Origin of the sequence: Sphaerochaeta sp. UBA5849 (genome assembly GCA_002432715.1) — a bacterium.
In the GTDB taxonomy this organism is placed as follows: domain Bacteria; phylum Spirochaetota; class Spirochaetia; order Sphaerochaetales; family Sphaerochaetaceae; genus Sphaerochaeta.
Genome location: DJGJ01000065.1, coordinates 21,542 through 41,030, shown reverse-complemented (window position 1 = coordinate 41,030; position 19,489 = coordinate 21,542). Strand labels below are relative to the sequence as shown.

The window sequence follows — 19,489 nt, the reverse complement described above, 5'->3', positions numbered from 1 at the left end:
CTTTTTTTGCAAACTGACACCATGATGGTGTGAACAATTTTGCTGTCCAAATTCACAAATATCCTCAAACAGAGCGTCCATTTGCAATTTTCGGCTGACCAATAGACTAATTTTTGCCTTGGGTTGCCTAACTGACAACTTATATATTACTATTAGGTTGTCTTAACTTGCACAGAAAAGACATCACTGTTATACGAGGAGAAACACGATGATTGAATTTAGGAATGTGACCAAACGATACGGGTCAAACACCGTTCTGCATGATTTGAGCTTTACCATCAAAACGGGAGAGTTCGTCGTGTTGATCGGTCCCAGCGGATGCGGTAAAACCACCACACTACGGACCATCAACCGTTTGATCGAACCCAAAGCCGGTACGGTCTTCATCGATGGCAAGGACGTGACCAAGCAGGATGCTGTAAAGCTGCGCCGAAAGATCGGCTATGTCATTCAGCAAATAGGCTTGTTCCCCAACATGACCGTACACCAGAACATCAGCGTAGTTCCCAAGCTGTTGGGCTACTCCAAAGAGGAGTGCGACAAAATCGTCCACGACCTCCTTGCCTTGGTTGATATGCCCTATGAGGAGAACGCACATAAATATCCTTCTGAACTTTCAGGGGGACAGCAACAGCGCATCGGGGTTCTCAGAGCCTTGGCGGCATCGCCGCCGATCGTCCTGATGGACGAACCCTTTGGGGCCTTGGACCCGGTTACCCGCGATTCGCTTCAGGAAGAAGTGAAGCGGATCCAGAAGAAACTGAAAAAGACCATCGTCTTTGTCACCCATGATATGGATGAGGCACTTCGACTCGCCGACACCATTATTTTCATGGACAAGGGCAGGATTGTACAGATGGCCAGTGCCGAGGAGATGCTCCAGCATCCGGCAAGCCCGGTGATCAAAAGCTTCATGGGCAAACATGTGGGCCATGAAAGTCCCGCTGCAATCCTGCTTGCAGAGGACTTTATGAAGAAGAAAGTCTATAAGGTCTATAAGAATACCAAGACGCTCGAATCCATCGAGATGATGAGCAAGCGCGAGATCAACAGCCTGGTAGTCATCGATGATGATGAGACCTATCTTGGAACAGTATCCATCGAGGATATCAAAACACGCGGAAGGGCCGGCCGCTCGATTGCGGAGTTGATCAATCCCGACACCATGACAGTCGGTCGCAAAGACGATGCGAAGGAGGCGCTGGACAAGCTGCTCTCCTCCACTTCCAACTATGTGGTTGTGCTCAACGACAACAGGACTGTGGCTGGAATCATAACCAGGACCAGTACGGCGAAGGCCATGGGAGAAGCGCTCTGGGGGGACTTGTCGGCATGAGAATGATAGCCTTTTTTTCCAAGAACACAGAAGCGATGCTTGCCAGCATCGGCCGACACATCGCCTTGGTCCTCATTGCAGTGGGCCTGGGAATGGCAATCGCCATACCTTTGGGAGTCCTGCTTACCAGGCACAAGAGAGCTGCCAAGCCGGTCCTCGCCCTTGCAGGAACCGTACAGACAATCCCAGGTCTGGTCATGTTGGGATTCGCCCTGATATTCATGGGAATCGGAACCCTGCCGGCTTTGGCGGTACTGACCATCTACTCGATACTGCCCATCCTCAGGAATACCTACACCGGCATCACTGAAGTACAACCTGCCTACAAGGATGCAGCAAAGGGAATCGGCATGACCAAGAGCCAAGTGCTCTTCAAGGTGGAGCTTCCCCTCGCCCTCCCTGCAATTGTCAGCGGAATCCGCATCTCGGCGGTCTATATCGTCAGCTGGGCAACCTTGGCCGGCATGATAGGGGCAGGAGGCTTGGGAGACTGGATCTGGACTGGTCTGGCCACCTACAACACCGACTACATCCTTGCCGGTGCCATACCCTCTGCAATCCTGGCTTTTGCATTCAGCGCCTTCATCGGTTTCTTGCAAAAGCTTCTCACCCCGCGCGGGCTCAGGAGGAACACATGAATGAACTTATGAACGCAATCGCAGAACATATAACCATAGTAGCAATAGCGATGGTCTTTGCATCGGTCATCGGCATCGCCTTGGGGGTCCTCTCCTATTGGAAACGAAAACTGGGGAGCTTCATCATCGGCCTTGCCGAGATCATCCAGACCATCCCATCACTGGCCTTATTGGCCCTGTTGATGATCGTCTTTGGACTGGGGGACCTTACCATGATAGTGGCCCTCGTGCTGTATGCACTGCTTCCCATCATTCGTAATACCCATACGTCCCTGACGGAGCTGCCTCCCCACATCATCGATGCCGCACGCGGCATGGGCATGAGCAGGACGCAACGGTTGGTGAGGGTGGAAATCCCCCTCTCCATACCCATGATCTTCGGCGGCCTGAAGGTGGCTTTGGTCAACTCACTCTCCATCGCCGTGATGGGTGTTCTCATCGGCAGCGGCGGCTTGGGGTACATCATCTACCGGGGAATCCAGCAACGGAATATGGACAGGATTCTGCTCGGAGCAATTCCGGTTGTTGTCATAGCCCTCATTATCGATTGGGGCATGGGAAAAGCTGAAAAACGACTACTAAAACACACACGGTAAGGAGTATTGAGACATATGCATGCAAAAAGAACCAAAATTATGAGTGTACTGACGCTGGCTTTGGCCGCAATCCTGGTTTTCACCGGCTGCGCCAAGAACGACAGCATAACCATTGGGTCAAAGGACTTTGGAGAGAATATCGTCATCGCCGAAATGCTTTCCCAGCTGGTGGAAGCCCATACCGACCTCAAGGTGAACCGCAAGCTCAATCTGGGCGGCACGTTTGTCAACTTCAACGCGATCAAGAATGACCAGATCGACGTGTATCCAGAGTATACCGGCACCGGTCTGACCGCCCACCTGAAAATGGATGTGGTCAATGATCCCGACGAGTCCTATCGAATCGTCAGCGAGGAGTTTTTGAAGCAATGGGATATCGTATGGCTCGAGCCGTTTGGCCTGAACAATACCTACACCCTGGCTGTCACCCCTGAAGTGTATGAAACCTATGGGGTGGAAACCTACAGCGACCTGATTCCCTATGCCCCTGACCTGGTATTCGGTGCAGAACATGAATTCTTCGACCGACGGGACGGTTTCGACGGCTTGGTAGACCTCTACGGCTTCCAGTTCAAGGGAGAGCCGATGAAACTCAACGCCTCGCTCAAGTACCAGGCGATCGGACGCGGTGACATGGACGTCACCGATGCCTTCGCCACCGACGGCCCGATCAAGCAGTACAATCTGAAAATCCTCGAGGACGACCTGGGATTCTTCCCTCCCTACCATGCAGCACCGATTGTGCGCAAGGATGTCCTGGACAAGCATCCTGAGCTGAAAAATGTCCTGAACATGCTCGGAGGCAGGCTTGACGATGAGACGATGACGGAGCTCAACTACCTTGTCGATGTGGAAGGGAAAGCCGTTGAGCAAGTTGCGTCCGAGTTCCTCAAATCACAGAACCTCGTATAATACGGAGATGTTTTTCCGTAGTATACCCCGGCAGGGGGCGTTGCCCTCTGTCCCTTTTCTTCTAGAGTAGGGCAATCCTGCCATCCACCAACGCATAGGAGGCATAGGTGATCCCCACCTGTTCAGCCAATGCGAAGGCCTTGTCCTGGCCGGCCCGAATTTCAGCCGGCTTATGGGCGTCGCTGTTGGTGACCACCTGTACCGGATATTCGCTTGCCAGCTCCCAGAATGGGAGAACCGGGTAGGCATAGCGTTCCCCGTCCGCTGTCTTCACCTTGCGCTTGCGCATGCCGTTGGCGTTGATCTCCAAGGCAACACCGGAACTTGCGGCACACTCGATGATCGCCTTCGAACAGGCCACGGCCTCTTCATCCCACGTATGATAATTGTAGGCAAAGACATCAGGGTGTGCGCCGAAGAGGAAGAGCCCCGACTGCAAGGCTTTGCAGTAGAGGTCGGTGTACAGGCCGAGGTCTTCCTTGGTCAGGGTGTTCCAAAACACCGAGTACTCTCGCCTGCTGTCAAAACTGAGATCGTGAATGGCGCAAATCAAGTAATCGGTTTTCGTTTTCAGCTCTTCGTAATATCCCTGATATTGCTCAAGGTAGTCGCATTCGTACCCGGTAAGGATAGTGAGCAGGTTCTGCTGCTGTACCGCCTTTACATCCTGCTCGTAGAGAGCCATCTGCTCATAGGCCATCCGGGTTCTGGACCATCGGGAGTCGGGTACCGGACAGTGCTCGGTAAAGCCTAGCAATGCCAGACCCTGGTCTACAGCCGCTTGGGCATATTCGCTCACCTGTCCGCTGCCATGTCCGCAATAAAAGCTATGGGTATGGAGGTTAACCACCTCCTGGGAGTAGGTTTGTGTGTACATACTTCTTGAAGAGCAAGTATCGGTGATTCAGCTTGTTTATGCAACGCTCACAAGCGATGCCGTTGAAGAAAAAATGTATCAATTTTTGGTTTTGCCCAGCAAAGTGATTGACCTACTTTCAGAAATACCCAATTATGGGGCTGAATTCCAAGGAGATACCGATGCACTACACAACCAGTTCGCAATCTTATCTTCTCCTTGCCACCCCAGCCTAGAAATATCCATTGGGCCTTGCCGGGCAAGGCTTCACACCTATCACCGATCCAGGGAATGGCGTATGTTGACCTGGACGGGCAGACATCACTATTGTACAGGAGGTTTAGCCATGAGCAAACCTACCACCAAGCACCTCATCCTCGCTTTTGCCCTGGTTGTCCTGGGCTCTCTTCTCTTCCTCGGTTGTTCCAAAGCAACTGAGAAAAATACCACCAGCAGTAAAAAACTGTATGTGTACAACTGGTCCTACTATACTCCCGACTCGGTCATTGAATCGTTTGAGAAAGAGTATGGTGTTGACGTGGTACTCGACTACTTCGCCTCCAACGAGGAGATGTTTGCCAAGCTCATGGCCAGCGGTGATGCAGGCTATGACGTAATTTTTCCTTCGGGTGACTATGTCTCGATCATGAAGAACCTGAACATGCTGGAGAAAATCGACACTTCCAAAATGCCCAACCTCCAATACATCACAGACTTTGCCCTCTCAAAGGCCTATTATGACCCGAAGATGGAGTACTCGGTCCCCTACTATCTCGGAGCCAGCGGTATTGCAGTCAATACCAAAATGGTCAAGGAGTATGAGAAGACTTGGAATATCTTCGCAGATACACGCCTCAAGGGTCGCATGGTCATGATGGACGATATGCGCGAAGTCCTCGGTGATGCCTTGGCATACCTGGGTTACTCGGTCAACACAACCAACCCCGCCGAACTTGAAGAAGCAAGAAAGCTTGTCAATGACACGTGGAAGCCGAATCTCGTCAAATTCGATGCCGAGGGATTTGCCAAGGCCTTTGCCTCCGGCGAGTATTGGGTTTCCCACGGCTATGCCGAAGCAATTTTCGAAGAGCTGCCTGAAAGCGAGTGGGCTGACGTCGATTTCTTCCTCCCCGCCGACGGCGGGCCGATGTACTTCGACTCGATGTGCATTCCCAAGGGAGCAAGGAACTACGACCTTGCCCTTGAGTTCATCAACTACATCCACAAGCCGGAGAACTACGCCCAATTCCTCGACCGGTTCCACTTCCCTGCCTCAGTCAATACCGAGGCTGAGAAGTATCGGACCACCACTCCGTTCTACACCGTCGAGATGCTTGAGAACTATGAGCTGAAAGACGACCTCGGACCAAATCTTGAGATGTATAACAAGGCATGGGAGACGATCCGTTACGTCAATTGACCTGAACTTGCGTTAGGGAGTACAGTCATGGGTATGCGGAGGTCTGAATGCAAAGCTTTACCCATGACACCTATCTCTCCCCCTTCAGCTGGCGCTACGGCAGTCAGCAGATGCGAACCGTTTTCAGTGAGGAGCACAAGCGCAAATTACTGAGGAGAATCTGGGTGGCCTTGGCCAAGGCTCAGTCTCAAGCGAACTTGGTGTCGGCAGAGCAGCTTGATGAGCTGGTCGCCAATCAGGACACTATCGACATTGAACGCGCAACTGAGATAGAAGCTGAAATCGGTCATGACCTGATGGCTGAAATCAAGACCTATGCTGAGCAGTGCCCCAAAGGGGGGGCTGTCATCCATCTCGGGGCCACCAGCATGGACATCCTGGATAATATGGATGCCATGCGTCTCAAGGAGGCTCTGAACCTGGTCATCATCCAGGTCAAGGCGCTGCTTGCAGTATTCATCACCCGCATGGAGGCCTATGCAGATCAACCCTGCATGGCCTTCACTCATATCCAGCCCGCAGAACCCACAACCGTTGGGTATCGGCTTGCCCAGACGGCGCAGGACCTCAATGAGGATCTTCAGGACCTGATTCGCGTCTATGCCTCGATCCGGGGCAAGGGCATGAAGGGGGCGGTGGGTACCAGTGCAAGCTATACCGAATTGCTCCGGGGTACCGGCATCACTGCCTCACAGCTTGAGGCGATGGTGATGAAGGACCTGGGGCTTGAGGCCTACACTGCGGCAACCCAGGTGTACACCCGCAAGCAGGACCTCAGGATCGGACAAGCCCTCTCTTCCCTCTGTGCTACCCTGTATAAGTTCTTCATAGACTTCAGACTGCTGCAAAGCCCTCCAATCGGAGAATGGAGCGAACCTTTCGGGTCCAAGCAGGTAGGCTCGTCGGCCATGCCGTTCAAGCGCAACCCGATCAACAGCGAGAAGATCGACAGCCTCTGTCGTTTTGTCGAAGCCCAGGAGAGCGTACTGTGGCAGAATGCCGCATCCACCCTGCTCGAGCGGACCCTTGACGACAGTGCCAACCGCCGCCTCGTGCTGCCCGAACTCTTCTTGTCGGTTGATGAGATTCTCAGCACCGCAATCAAGGTGGTGCACGGCATGCAGGTGCATCGTGCAGGCATTGAACGCAATCTCGCCTCCTACGGCATTTTCGCTGCAAGCGAGCGGCTTCTCATGGAGCTCGGAAAGAACGGTGCGAACCGGCAGGAGATGCATGAGTTGATCCGTGAACACAGTCTGTGCGCTTGGGCCGAGGTGCAGGCCGGCAAGCCGAACACCCTCAAGCAGATGCTCTGTGAGGACGCAACAATTCGTGCCTACCTTCAAAAGGAAGCCATCGAAGCCCTGCTCGATGCCAACCAGTACATCGGCGACAGCCCGGAGCGCACCCGCAAGGTGATCGAGGAGATCAGGGACGTGCTCAGCCGATGACGATCAGGCCTGCAAAAATCAGGTAGTAGAGCGCCATTCGTACATAGCGGATCGTGATGGAGAGCAGGACAAGGTGGACTTTGAGCTCCACGATGCCTGCCACCGTACAGATGGTGGAGAACGGCAAGGGTGTCAAGCCGCTGATGACAATCGCCCAGATTCCGTACTTGGTGATCAGCTGCTCGGTATGCGTGCCCGACTGCCTGAGCACCCACCGCCGAAAGAGGGGTATGAGACCCACCAGGCGGCCGAACAGATAGGCTGAGAAGGCCCCGGCCACCGAGGCCGTTCCCATCACAACAATCGCCAGAAGCGGATGCCAATCCATGACAAAAGGCCACATCAGGTCAACCGACAAAGGCAGCACGAAGAGATCGACGATGTAGACGTACAGAGCCACCCCAGGCACCCCGAAATCGGTGATGAACCGCTGTACCACCGCGTTCTTGTCCCACCCAAGTCGTTGATAGAACTGAAAGCCGATGTAGTAGAGCAAAAAAATGAAGAGCATGAGAACCAAGGTGCGCTTGAGCAGCTTCCTGGTATCGAGAGCCCCATCACTTTTGAGGTAGGTCTCTTTGGCAAAGAGTGCTTTCACTCGTTCTTGGAATGTCATTGCATCAGATCCTTGCATGTAGAAAAAAAGACAGCACTGTCGGCCTTTGCAGACCCTTGGAAGAGCGGGGCTTTGCCTCCTCCCTTTCCTTCTATGGCTGAAAGCAAGGTGCTTTTTCTTGTATTGAAGTCAAACAGAGTTGAAGCTTTGCCTTGAACGCCAACCAGCCAAAGCAGTCTTCCATCGACCATCTTGGCTGCAAAAAGCAGCAAATCCTCATGCTCAGGGAAGGCTTGGGCGACATCCTTCATATCAATGTCTTGCGGGACGTTCCAATAGACCACCGGTATCGATGCAACCAGAGGGGCATGAGCAACCAATGAGGAGAGCTGGAGGGATGCTATGGCCTGCTGGGCCCTTCTCAGCTCACTTTTTGTCTGAGCGGCCTGAGCGACTGAGGCTTTTGCCACCTCGACCAGATCCTCCAGCGGGGCGGAGAAGAGCACACCCAGCTCGGTGACGGCATCTTGTGCTTTTCTGATCTGCTGACGTGCCATTTGCCCTACGGTGAAGATGAGGCGGATGTGTCCGCGGATTTTTTCCTGCCCTGAGTAGTGAAACAACTCGATCTCACTGGTGTTGGCAACGTGGAGGCCTCCGCAGGCAACCGTGTCGACATCTTCGACGACAACCAGGCGCACTCCGTCCCCCTCCACCTTGATCGACCTTCTCAGCCCTAGGCTCTGTGCCGAGGTCCGGGTATGTACTTCATAGTGCACCGGATGATTGCCGCGGATCACGGCATTCACCAAATCCTCAAGCTCGAAACAGATTTCCTGGTCGACTGATGCAGCATCGGTTTCGATGGTGAGGATGCGCTCACCCTGATGGACGCTCACTGTCTGGATGCCGAACCGGGTGAAGAGAAGGCCGCTGGCCACATGCTGGGCTGTGTGCATCTGCATGAAATGGAAGCGATGCTGCCAATCCAGTTCGATATTCACCTGCTGGCCGATATGAAACACCTGCTGCTTGACGTGGTGATGGATGGTGTGGTCATCGTCCTTGGTCGTGTTCAATAGTTGAACACCTGAAATTGTGCCGATATCACCACTCTGCCCGCCCCCCTCGGGGTAGCAGATGGTTGCATCCAGAATCAGATTTCCATCGATGATGTCGACAATGGTTGCTGTATGAGTTTTTTGATAAGGCTGTTCGTAATAAAGAGGATATGAATGCATGTACTTCCTTCCAAATCAGTGTTGCATGGTCAAGTAATCATCCACCGGCAGGGCGGTATCGGCCACCGGCAGATGGAAATGGTATTTGATTGCGATCAAGCGGATGATGAACACCGTGCTGCTTGCCATCAGGAATTTTGCGAACATTCCCAAACCTGTCATTTCCAGAAGCAGGTAGACGATGCCTCCGATCAATGAAGCGGTGGCGTAGAAGTCGCTTGTCAGGACGGTGGGGACCGAGCGGCTCATGATGTCCCTGACCACACCACCGCCAACAGCCGAGAAGACACCACAAAGCACCTGCCCAACCGGACCTATGCCGTACATGGCTCCTTTGGCCACGCCCAAGGCGGTGAATACACCCAACCCAAGAGAGTCGGCAAAGAGGATGACTCTCCACTTGCCAACAAATTTCGGGGCGAGAAAGAACACTGCAAGCCCCGTCCCTACACACGTAAGAATATAGGCGCTGTTGGTCAAGGCGGCAACCGGGGTTGCCCCGATCAGCATATCCCGAAACATTCCGCCTCCGCAGCCGACGGTGCAGGCAAACACCACCACGCCCAGGATGTCGAGCTTGCAGCGCACCCCTTTGACGGCTCCGGTGACGGCGAAGATGAAAGTTCCGAACAGGTCGAAAATATAGATGATGCCCAGTTCCAGTTCCATGGCTCGAGACTATCACCAAACCAAGACTTGTCCAAGACAGCGAACTGCACTATCTTTAGAAAAGTAATGAGGAGTGATGTATGGCAATCATAAAATCTGCATGGGAACTTGCACTGGAAAAGGCTGAGAATCTCCAAGTGGACCCGGTTAAAATCAAGCGGGACCTCAAGGTCAAGGAAGGCAGGCAATTGGCCGGCACTTTCCTCAGCGATATAGATGCAACAAAGGAAAGTACCAAGAAACAGTATGACGCTGTTCCTGTTGAAGATAAGGAAGCATTCAAGGAGGGTATGGCACTCACCATGCTGTCCAATCTCGCACTTCCCAGGAGTGCTGCATTCAAGGAGAGCTTTGCGAAGGTACTCGACCTGGGCATGATTCTCGGTGAGGGCAACGAGCAGCTTGAACAGTTGCTCGGGCAACTGGAAGGCTTTTTCAGCCAGTATCTGGAGAACCAGGAGGATCTGGTCGAGCGGTTGAAGCAACAGTATGCTCCTGCTCTGCAGCAGAAAGAGGCCCAGTTGAGAAAGCAGTATGGTCCCAACTTCACACTCAGGCCCGAACAGGACCCTGAGTTCATGAAGTTGTTGGACAAACAACTCTCCCAGCTTGACGACCAGTATACCAATATCCTGACCCAGGCAAAGCTTCAGATCAAAGAGTTGCTTGGCATCGACTGAGCAAGAGCGTCATCCAAATAGGAAGCCTGCCATTTCGGCAGGTTTTTTTATCATCACCCTCGAGAGGGAATCTTGGATACCAAGCAGGTGATATTGTCACAAGATTACTGTTGACAGACGTAGATTCTATGATACGATTATCTATAGTGGTTCTACTATGGAACCAATTTTTCTTGTTTTGTTCAAATTATGACAATATATTCACAATAACTGGTTCTTTTTATGACCATCCAGTTTTCTTATGTTCACCATCCCTAGTAAGGGAGTAAAGCCAAAGGAGGCCTCTATGAGAAACAAGTTGCGTCTGTGTTCGGTGATTGCCATGCTGGCGATCATGACGTTCGCTTTTGCTGGTGGAGCAGCCGAGAAGCAAGAAACCAAACTTCGCTTCATCGACGTATCCCCCAGTCCGACCCGCCAAGAGTATTTCACCAATACATTCGAGAAATTCAAGCAGGAGACCGGAATTTCCGTAGTGTATGAAAGTGTGCCCTGGGACGATGCAGCCAACAAGCTTACCGTTCTCGGTGCTTCAAACCAGCTGCCGGATGTCATGACCACCTGGGCAGGTTGGCTTGGGCAATTCACAGAAGCCGGATGGGTCGTCCCCTTGTCCGATTATATCGGATCCACCAAGGACGAATATGCCTCAACTGTCACCGAGCTTGTGTGGAAAGCGGAGCAGGAGCTGTACGGCAATATCTATACCATCCCCGATGGGATGATGGTCAAGGGCGTCTTCGTTCGCAAGGATTGGGCCAAAGAGGTTGGTCTCGATCTTGATATGAAGAAGGGTTGGACCTATGCAGAGTACTTCGATGCTGTCTACAAACTTACCGATCCCTCGAAGAACCGGTATGGCACCTCGTTCCGCGGTTCACGCGGGGCTTTCGATCCCTTGTTTGTCTACCTCGAGAGCCTCAATGGTGGTTCGGCCTATGCAGCGGACGGTTCATCGTTGATGAAGAACCAGGAAGCCGTTGATGCGTACAAGAAGTGGATGGGGCTCTATCTCGACGGTTGTGCACCGAAGGATGCAATCAACTGGGGCTTTGTCGAGATGGTGGACAACTTCTGCGGCGGACTTACCGGTACGCTCATCAATGATAGTGAAGTCACTGCAACCGCCCTTGCCAATATGAAGGATGAGCAGTGGATGGTTATGCCGATGCCGAGAAGCGACAAGGATGGGAAGATTTATAATACAGTCAACTCCCCCTACGCCTACTCCATCTCTTCTTCCTCGAAGAACAAGGATGCAGCTTGGAAGCTCATCGAGTTCCTTACCAGACCCGACAACAACATCGAGTACTGCAAGCTCACAGGCTTGATTCCCATCAAGACCGCTGTCGGAGACGACCCGTTCTATGGCCCCAACGGCCCGTATGCAGCCTTTGTGCAGCAGCTCAACGATCCAGCCATGGTGGTTCCTGTAGCTTTCGGTCCGTTCAATTACACAGATATGCACCAAGGCATGATGCATGAAGAGATGCAGAAGTACCTGTTGGGCAGACAGGATGCACAGACTTCCTTGTTCAATGTTGTCAATGAACTGGAGAAGCGCATGAAAGCGTATCTTGCCGAGAATCCCGGATCTGCAGTCGAGCAGCCCAAGGGTTTGCTGTAAGCAGGAGTAAGAAGATGGTACTGCAGGGGTTCCTGCAGTACCATCGCTTGATGGATAAAGGATGAAGACTATGGGGATCTTGGCACTCTACATAATAGGGGTTGCGGCGGCATGCGCCTTTGGTATGATGTTCATACGAAGGCATACCAAAGGTCGCCCGACGACCTACAGCAATCTTTCAGCACGCCGCAAGGCAGAGCCGTATCTTTTTCTTCTGCCCACCATGCTGTTGTTGCTTCTGATGTTTGGCTATCCATTGATCAACAGCTTCATTATGGCCTTTCAGAACTATAAGCTCACTGCCCCGTCGAAAATCCGCTTCAATGGGTTGGAAAACTTTCAGAAGCTGTTTTCTGAGACGGATATCTGGCTCATCATCAAGAACTCATTCATCTATGTTGTGGTCTCAGTTTCAGGCCAATTCTTGTTGGGAATGACATTGGCGATGGCTTTGAACAAACAATTTCCTTTCAGGGGACTCTATCAGGCGTTGGTCTTCCTTCCCTGGTCATTCTCAGCCTTCGTCATCGGTCTGATGCACCGATGGTCCTTCAACGGCGAATACGGCGTGGTCAACGACCTCTTGATGAAATTACACCTCATCGGCAGCAAGATTGCCTGGCTCGGAACTCCCGGCTTCTCTCTGGCCGTCGTCATCATGGCAATGATTTGGATGGGTATCCCCTTCTTTGCAATCATGATTCTTGCCGCCTTGCAGTCAATCCCAGCCGATGTGTATGAAGCTTCCTACATAGACGGTTGCGGACCGATCAGAAGATTCACCAAGATTACCCTCCCCTACATCAAACCTACCGTAATCATAACGATTCTGCTGCGTACCATTTGGATCTTTAATTCATTCGACCTGATCGTGGTCATTACCAACGGGGGGCCGGCCAATTATTCACAAACCCTTCCCTCTTATATGTATACCAAGGCATTCGCCAGCTACGATTTCGGTCTGGCTTCTGCATTGGGTGTACTGCTGATGACGGTCCTCATCCTCTATGTGACACTCTTCCTCAAGGCGACCAACTACAACAAAGCGGGGAACTTCTCATGAAACCATATACCTTGCAACGCCACTTGGGCAATTTCGGGAGAACGGTCATCCTTCTGGTATTCCTTCTGCTGGTCATCCTGCCGATCTACTGGATGTTCATCACCTCGTTCAAAACCAATGCAGAGATTATCAATGCACAACAAATCACTTACTTTCCCCGTGAAATCACCACCGAGAACTACGTTCAGCTCTTCAAACTCTATGATTACAAGGGCATGCTCACGAACAGCCTTGTCGTCTCTGTCTCAACAGGATTGTGCATCACGCTGCTCTCAATTCTAGGAGGATACGGTCTTGCCCGGTACACCTTCAAGGGAAAGGATGCAATGCTCCTGTTCTTCCTGGTTACCCAGATGATACCCGGTATTCTCGTAATCATTCCGTTGTATGTTATTTTCGCGAAGTTGGGAATGATCAATACCAGACTCAGCTTGTTCTTCTTCTATCTGATCACCAACCTGCCGTTCTGCGTCATCACGATGCGAAGTTTTTTTGAACGGATACCGTATACGCTTGAAGAAGCTGCCTATGTCGAAGGCTGTTCCAAATTGACCACCTTGGTCCGCATCGTTCTGCCGGTCATGTTTCCTGGAATTGTCGCTGTGTTTGTTTTTGCCTTCATCGGCGCTTGGAACGAACTCATTGCAGGCACGATATTCATAAACACTGCAGATTTATGGACAATCCCTGTAGGTTTGAAGTCACTTATCGGCAAATATGACGTAAAATGGGGAGTATTAATGGCCGGTGGAGTATGTGCTCTTCTTCCTACAGCAATCATGTTTGCATTCATGCAGAAGTTTGTCGTTGAAGGCCTTACCGCTGGAGCAGTCAAGGAGTAAGGACATGAGTATGATGGAACCAATACAACCCATTGCAAAGGATCTGCTGCATGAGAAGGTCTCTGATGCGATCATCAGCTATATCTACCGAAACGGTCTGAAGATCGGCGACAAGCTGCCCGGTGAGCGCCAGCTTGCCCAGGAATTGATGGTAGGACGCAATTCAGTACGCCTCGGACTTTGCCAGCTCGAGGAGGCAGGCATCATTGAACGGCTGGTAGGCAAGGGCGCTTTTGTCAGACGCGAGGTCAATGCCGATTCCATCCAACTCAGGCTGGCAAGGGTAAACTATCAGGATTTATTGGAGATCAAGATATCGGTTGAGCGACTGGCAATCCAGAGAGCGGTTGAAAGGGCGAGTAACCAGCAGATTGCTCATCTGAAGGGAATTGCCCAACAGCTCTGCGCCATGGCGGACGAAGGCAGATTTTCAGTCCAGTTGGACCGGGAGTTCCATATCGCTCTGCTTGAGTGCGGGGGAAGCTCGACACTTACCCAACTGGTGCTCTCCCTTATCGATTCACTGAACAGTTTTACAAAAATCTTGGGCAATGTTTCGGACATCTGGGTGAAAACCATCCCGTTCCATATGGATATTGTCAAGGCTTTGGAACAAAGACAAACAAGCTATGCAGTTGCTGCACATGAATATATCTACCGCTACGATCTGGAAGTACTCAACGATCTTGCGGAAAAAGAAATACAGTAAAAAGAGAGGCGCATAGGTATGGAACCATCAGCGTTGTGGTGGATGGACGGGAAATTCGGCATGTTCATCCACTGGGGTCTGTATTCACTGCTTGCAGGTGAATACCAAGGAACCAGTACAGACAATATTGCAGAGTGGATCATGCACGATTTGTCCATCAGTGCTGAAGAGTATCGAAAGTTGGCCCGCCAGTTTGAGGGTAAAGACTTCAATGCAGAGTTCATAGCCTCCTTGGCCCAGGAGGCTGGCATGAAGTACCTGGTGTTTACCAGCAAGCACCATGATGGCTTCTCCCTCTTCGACTCTCGTGCAACCCAGTATAATTCCAAAAGAGCGACACCGAGCAACCGTGATTTCGTACGTGAACTACGCGAAGCCTGCGACCGGCATAATCTGGTCTTCGGGCTCTACTATTCGCAAGCCCAGGACTGGGACGATGAGGATGCATGCGAGGACGGCATCGGTCCTGATGGGAAGGATTTTGAGAAATATTTCAGAAACAAGTGCATCCCTCAGCTTACCGAACTATTGACAAACTATGGTCCGATCGGCCTTATCTGGCTCGATACTCCGATGTATATGACCAAGGAACAATCACAAGAGCTCAGGGACCTCATCAAGGGCCTGCAACCTAGTTGCCTGATCAATGGGAGAATCGGCAATGGCCTTGGCGATTACATGACCACCGGGGATAATTTCATCCCGTTGTTGCCTTATCCTGCTTCCTTTGAAGTCCCGGCAACCATCAACAACAGCTGGGGATACAACAAGAACGACCATGCATGGAAGAGTCCCAAGCAGATTATCCGCTCGTTGGTTAAAATCGTCAGCAGAGGGGGTAACTACCTGCTCAACATCGGACCGACCGGAACCGGTGAAGTCCCACAGCCGAGCGTTGACGTACTGAAGGCTGTAGGCTCATTCATGACCAAGAACGGTGAGAGTATCTATGGCACCAAGCGGATGCCGATGTATCCCTACGACATTGATTGGGGATATTTCACAGCCAAACCCGGAAAGTTGTACATCCACATTTTCGAGGAGATGGGGCGGGCATATTTGTTGAATATTGCCAATAAGCCGCTGGTCTGCTACCGGCTGTGGGACAGGCTACCGCTTACACTGAAGGAGCGGGTCACCTGCGAGGGCGACAGCAGCTGGCTCATCACCCTCCCCGAACGTGAAAAAGATGAGTTCGACCAGGTCATCTGTGTTGAAGTCGAAGGCGATGAAATTGTATTTGAACCCATTCGGGGTTGAAGGAAGCATCCATGTACCGAATTGCAGATATTGTGACTGATGATACGTATGATTTTCTCCAGATCGAACGTCCGGTGGCGGCTCCGCTGTATCAGACATCGTTGTTTACCTTTCCTACCGTAGAGGCGTTGCGAAAAGCCCTGTCTGATGAGCTTTCCACTCATCTGTACTCCCGTGGGAACAATCCCACCGTCGAGTTGGTTGAACAGCGCATCGCAGCCCTGGAGGGAGGCGAGCGGGCAAAGCTCTTCTCCGCAGGCGTTGCGGCGATCGCCTCAAGCATTCTCTCCTGTGTTGGACAAGGCGATCATATCGTATGCAGCAGTGATGCCTACACATGGGCGAAGTACATCAGCAACACCTATCTCAAACGCTTCGGGGTGACCACAACGTTTGTGGATGCAACCAAGCTGGATGAAGTTGAGAAAGCAATCCAGCCCAATACAAAGGTGTTGTATTTGGAAAGTCCTGGAACCCTTTATTTGAGAGTGCAGGATCTTCCTGCCCTCGCAAAGATTGCAAAGCAGAACGGCATTACCACCATTGTAGACAACACGTGGGCGACACCGCTGTATCAGAATCCATTGGCCATGGGCATCGACTTGGTTGTGCACTCAGCATCCAAGTATCTGGGAGGGCACAGCGATATCATCGGAGGAGTCTTAATCGGCAGCAATGCATTGGTTGAGCAAATTGTCAGAACTGAGTTTTTGCCGATCGGTCATGTCCCAGATCCCTTCCAAGCATGGTTGATCCAACGAGGGATGCGCACCCTGCATGTACGGCTTCCCTACCACTATCAGAGCGCCCTGAAGGTGTGTGATTACCTGTATGACCACCCTGCTGTCCAACAGGTGTTTTATCCGATGCACCCCAAGAGTCCCGACTACCAGCTCGCCTCCTCCCAAATGAAGGGAGGCTCAGGATTGTTGTCACTGAAACTGAAGTCCAAAGACAGGTCAAGAATTGAAGAGGCTGTAAACTCATTGACGGCCTTTCGTATCGGCGTAAGTTGGGGCGGGTACGAGAGTCTGGTATTCCCTCCCCTTGCAACCAAAGACGGGGATCCGTCGGTTCTCAGGCTGCACATCGGTCTGGAGGACCCTCAGACACTGATTGAGGACCTTGATCAAGCGTTCTCGCATTTGTAGGAGCCGGCGTTGATGTTCTCAGATGCCAGACCCTACGTCCGTTGGTGGTGGTTCTCAGGTCCGTTGGAGATCCGGGCCATTGATGAACAGCTCGATTGGATCGCCTCCCATGGTTTTGGTGGAGTCGAAATCGCCTGGGTGTATCCACGCAAGGATTGCAAAGCCGAAGAAGGTCCCCGTTTTCTTGATGAGCAGTTCCAGTATTATGTGGAATATACCATCAGGGGATGCAAAAAGCGCAATCTCGGGTGCGACCTCACCTTTGGTACCTTGTGGCCGTTCTCGGGAACTTTCATCCCGGAGCAGTATGGAACCAAGACCCTGACGGGGGAACAACCCCAGACTGTCGACCGTTCATGGGAGGCCCGGTATGCATCAGGGCCGGCACGAGTGCTCGACCATCTCGATGAGAAGGCCTTGACTTGGTATGCTTCCCATCTTCTTGAGCATGGATTCGAGAAATTTTGCACAATTGCGCCCCTCTCCCTCTTTTGCGACTCATGGGAGGTGGAAACACACAACCTTGGATTCAACGAATTTGCCGAAGCGTTCCTGGCAAAATTCGGCTACTCCTACGATCCGAAAAACAACAGCAGGGACCAACGCTTTGATTACCGCTGTCTGATCTCGCAGCGGGTGTTGACTGATTTCTACCAACCGTTCAGCACCATCTGTCACCAGGTGGGCGCAACTAGTCGTGTCCAGTGCCATGGCGCACCTACCGATATGCTTGCCGCCTACGCCCTTGTTGATATCCCTGAATCAGAAACGCTGCTGTTCGATCCCGATTTTTCCTTGCTTGCGGCCTCTGCGGCTGCAATGGAACACAAAAGACTGGTGTCGAGCGAGACTTTTTCCTGCATCTATGGCTGGGTTCCCAATCCTGCAACTCCGCCCGGCTTGAAAGCAGAAAAAATCGACGACCTTCGCTGTGTTGCCGATGCGCAGTTCGCCTGGGGGGTCAACCGTATCGTATGGCACGGCAAGCCCTATGAAACACTCGACAACCCCAACGAGTTCTATGCCACCGTGCATGTGGGGCCGAACAGTGCGCTTCAGCCGTACCTGCTGCCTTTCAATGCATACCTGGCAACCTTGAGTGAATTCCTTTCCAAAGGGGAGGCAGAATCAAGACTTTCCATACTGCTTCCATTGGAAGACCAATGGATGCAAGATGAACTGCCGCAACAGAAGCAGAAACCCAGCAGCAGGTTTTACTGGGAGCTTCAGGAATTGAAAATTCCCGATGAGTTGCTTGTGTACCGGCCGCTTTGGTTCTCGCCTCTGTGGCTCAAGGACCTTGTCTTTGCACAAGGCCTTCTGCGATACAAGCATCGAACCATCGACGCATTGCTTTGTCAGAATGAATGGTTGACCTTCGATTCACTCAAGCATTTGCTTGAACTGAAGAATCTTGGTGCACCCATATATTTCACTACCATTCCAATGCAGCCCGGGACAAACAAGCATCCACAGTATGAAAGCCTCACTGCAACCATTCGCAGAGAGTTCCCCACCCATCTCAAACCCTTGCTTAAGAGTTCACAGCCGCTTGATTTCTGGTGCAGAAGACAGGATGACCGATATTTCCTCTTCATTTCCCACCCAGGCATGCGCAAGCTGCGCTATCCCCTTCTCTACGATTACGCCTCAACTCTCAAACCGATTGTCGTTGAGGCTGTATTCTCAACCCAACAGAACGCTTATGCACTCAACCTCGAATTTCCCCGTTGCGGATCCTTGGCATTCGAAATAGACGACATGCACATGCAGGTTAGGTCCATCCCTCTCCCTTCCTCTTTTCAATAGCGCCCATACAGTGAATAAGATTCCCCGGCGATGGTAGAAGTTCATATCACTTCTTCCACCGCCCTCCTGTCAGAAGCGGACCTGCTCTTCGTTCATGTCTTTTGTCACAGCTGGAGGTATGCCATAGGCTCCATCTCCCTCATATCCTCATATGCCTTCAAATTCCTTGGTTTTCTCTCTGTCACAAGTGACGAAACCCGGTTGCTAAACCGGTTATCACTTGTGATATGTGAGATGTTATTGGTAGATGTTAGAAGCCACTTCTTCGCACATATGACATTTTCTATCTTCTTTTATTACAACAAATTATATGTTTTACTATATTGACTTCTTCTCACATCTCACGTATCATTCAAGTACAAGGACGATAAAAAGGAGAGAGCAGATGAAGAAGTTAGCAACCATTACACTTACCATCATCCTGATGGCCCTGCTTTCTTCCTCTCTCTTCGCCGCAGGCATAAACGAAACCGCAGTCTTGAGACTGACCGCATACGTTCCTGAGAGGACCACCTTCAGTGCCGACGAGTTCGGCTTTCAGGTGGCTTCCAACGCCCACAACTTCACCTACTCGGTGTTCGAGCAGGGAATGGAAAGAACCTTGTTCGTGGTTGCCAACTGATTTGCTCACAGAAAGCGCGTCCGGACAGACAAGCTTGCATATAGTTAGAAG

General features: G+C 51.7%; 19 protein-coding genes. 15 read left to right on the top strand and 4 right to left on the bottom strand.

What is annotated here, in order from left to right:
• The first annotated feature begins 208 nt into the window (after positions 1 to 208).
• The 4 genes from B3K89_RS11265 to B3K89_RS11250 are packed head-to-tail and all read left to right on the top strand — an operon-like array spanning position 209 to position 3,482.
• Positions 209 to 1,336: an ABC transporter ATP-binding protein gene (locus B3K89_RS11265; RefSeq protein WP_293894199.1), complete on the top strand. Its 1,128-nt coding sequence runs from the start codon at positions 209 to 211 to the stop codon at positions 1,334 to 1,336.
• Entirely contained in the window at positions 1,333 to 1,974 is a 642-nt protein-coding gene (locus B3K89_RS11260; RefSeq protein ID WP_293894202.1) for an ABC transporter permease, read from the top strand. Before B3K89_RS11265 ends, B3K89_RS11260 begins: the two co-directional genes overlap by 4 nt.
• Positions 1,971 to 2,570 carry an ABC transporter permease gene (locus B3K89_RS11255; protein WP_293894205.1) on the top strand — a complete coding sequence of 200 codons (600 nt, stop codon included), beginning with the start codon at positions 1,971 to 1,973 and terminating at the stop codon, positions 2,568 to 2,570. The genes B3K89_RS11260 and B3K89_RS11255 overlap by 4 nt, the downstream gene beginning before the upstream one ends.
• A gap of 15 nt (positions 2,571 to 2,585) precedes the next feature.
• Complete coding sequence (locus B3K89_RS11250; protein WP_345907420.1) at positions 2,586 to 3,482, top strand: glycine betaine ABC transporter substrate-binding protein; 897 nt, start codon at positions 2,586 to 2,588, stop codon at positions 3,480 to 3,482.
• A 61-nt stretch (positions 3,483 to 3,543) separates the two neighbouring features.
• Here B3K89_RS11250 and B3K89_RS11245 read toward each other — a convergent pair whose 3' ends face one another.
• The gene (locus B3K89_RS11245; protein ID WP_293910300.1) at positions 3,544 to 4,359 is read right to left on the bottom strand and encodes a histidinol-phosphatase; all 816 of its coding nucleotides are present in this window, start codon (positions 4,357 to 4,359) and stop codon (positions 3,544 to 3,546) included.
• 325 nt (positions 4,360 to 4,684) lie between these two features.
• Between B3K89_RS11245 and B3K89_RS11240 the strand changes: the two genes are divergently transcribed.
• Together B3K89_RS11240 and purB are read left to right on the top strand one after the other, a co-directional pair.
• Positions 4,685 to 5,758 carry an extracellular solute-binding protein gene (locus B3K89_RS11240; RefSeq protein WP_293893446.1) on the top strand — a complete coding sequence of 358 codons (1,074 nt, stop codon included), beginning with the start codon at positions 4,685 to 4,687 and terminating at the stop codon, positions 5,756 to 5,758.
• 47 nt (positions 5,759 to 5,805) lie between these two features.
• A complete protein-coding gene (purB, locus tag B3K89_RS11235; protein ID WP_293893449.1) occupies positions 5,806 to 7,209 on the top strand; it encodes an adenylosuccinate lyase in 1,404 nt (467 codons plus the stop codon).
• Here the strand turns inward: purB and B3K89_RS11230 are convergent.
• The 3 genes from B3K89_RS11230 to B3K89_RS11220 are packed head-to-tail and all read right to left on the bottom strand — an operon-like array spanning position 7,199 to position 9,675.
• The gene (locus B3K89_RS11230; RefSeq protein WP_293893452.1) at positions 7,199 to 7,825 is read right to left on the bottom strand and encodes a VTT domain-containing protein; all 627 of its coding nucleotides are present in this window, start codon (positions 7,823 to 7,825) and stop codon (positions 7,199 to 7,201) included. The genes purB and B3K89_RS11230 overlap by 11 nt on opposite strands.
• Positions 7,822 to 9,006: an alanyl-tRNA editing protein gene (locus B3K89_RS11225; RefSeq protein ID WP_293893455.1), complete on the bottom strand. Its 1,185-nt coding sequence runs from the start codon at positions 9,004 to 9,006 to the stop codon at positions 7,822 to 7,824. Before B3K89_RS11225 ends, B3K89_RS11230 begins: the two co-directional genes overlap by 4 nt.
• Positions 9,007 to 9,021: 15 nt before the next feature.
• Entirely contained in the window at positions 9,022 to 9,675 is a 654-nt protein-coding gene (locus tag B3K89_RS11220) for a trimeric intracellular cation channel family protein (protein ID WP_293893458.1), read from the bottom strand.
• An 80-nt stretch (positions 9,676 to 9,755) separates the two neighbouring features.
• Here B3K89_RS11220 and B3K89_RS11215 point away from each other — a divergent pair, with 80 nt between their 5' ends.
• The 9 genes from B3K89_RS11215 (at position 9,756) to B3K89_RS11175 (ending at position 19,438) form a co-directional block, all read left to right on the top strand.
• Positions 9,756 to 10,355: a DUF6657 family protein gene (locus B3K89_RS11215; protein ID WP_345907419.1), complete on the top strand. Its 600-nt coding sequence runs from the start codon at positions 9,756 to 9,758 to the stop codon at positions 10,353 to 10,355.
• Between the two features lie 286 nt (positions 10,356 to 10,641).
• Positions 10,642 to 11,982: an ABC transporter substrate-binding protein gene (locus B3K89_RS11210; protein ID WP_293893464.1), complete on the top strand. Its 1,341-nt coding sequence runs from the start codon at positions 10,642 to 10,644 to the stop codon at positions 11,980 to 11,982.
• Positions 11,983 to 12,052: 70 nt separating this feature from the next.
• On the top strand, positions 12,053 to 13,045 hold the full coding sequence (locus tag B3K89_RS11205) for a carbohydrate ABC transporter permease (RefSeq protein ID WP_293893467.1): 993 nt from the start codon (positions 12,053 to 12,055) through the stop codon (positions 13,043 to 13,045).
• Positions 13,042 to 13,887 (top strand): carbohydrate ABC transporter permease, encoded by an 846-nt coding sequence (locus tag B3K89_RS11200; RefSeq protein ID WP_293893470.1) that lies wholly within the window; start codon positions 13,042 to 13,044, stop codon positions 13,885 to 13,887. Before B3K89_RS11205 ends, B3K89_RS11200 begins: the two co-directional genes overlap by 4 nt.
• 4 nt (positions 13,888 to 13,891) lie before the next feature.
• Positions 13,892 to 14,596 (top strand): FadR/GntR family transcriptional regulator, encoded by a 705-nt coding sequence (locus B3K89_RS11195; RefSeq protein ID WP_293893473.1) that lies wholly within the window; start codon positions 13,892 to 13,894, stop codon positions 14,594 to 14,596.
• Between the two features lie 18 nt (positions 14,597 to 14,614).
• Positions 14,615 to 15,856: an alpha-L-fucosidase gene (locus B3K89_RS11190; protein ID WP_293893476.1), complete on the top strand. Its 1,242-nt coding sequence runs from the start codon at positions 14,615 to 14,617 to the stop codon at positions 15,854 to 15,856.
• 11 nt (positions 15,857 to 15,867) lie between these two features.
• Positions 15,868 to 17,007 (top strand): aminotransferase class I/II-fold pyridoxal phosphate-dependent enzyme, encoded by a 1,140-nt coding sequence (locus tag B3K89_RS11185; RefSeq protein ID WP_293893479.1) that lies wholly within the window; start codon positions 15,868 to 15,870, stop codon positions 17,005 to 17,007.
• 9 nt (positions 17,008 to 17,016) lie between these two features.
• Complete coding sequence (locus tag B3K89_RS11180) at positions 17,017 to 18,816, top strand: hypothetical protein (protein ID WP_293893482.1); 1,800 nt, start codon at positions 17,017 to 17,019, stop codon at positions 18,814 to 18,816.
• 385 nt (positions 18,817 to 19,201) lie between these two features.
• Complete coding sequence (locus B3K89_RS11175) at positions 19,202 to 19,438, top strand: hypothetical protein (protein WP_293893485.1); 237 nt, start codon at positions 19,202 to 19,204, stop codon at positions 19,436 to 19,438.
• The last annotated feature ends 51 nt before the right edge of the window (positions 19,439 to 19,489 follow it).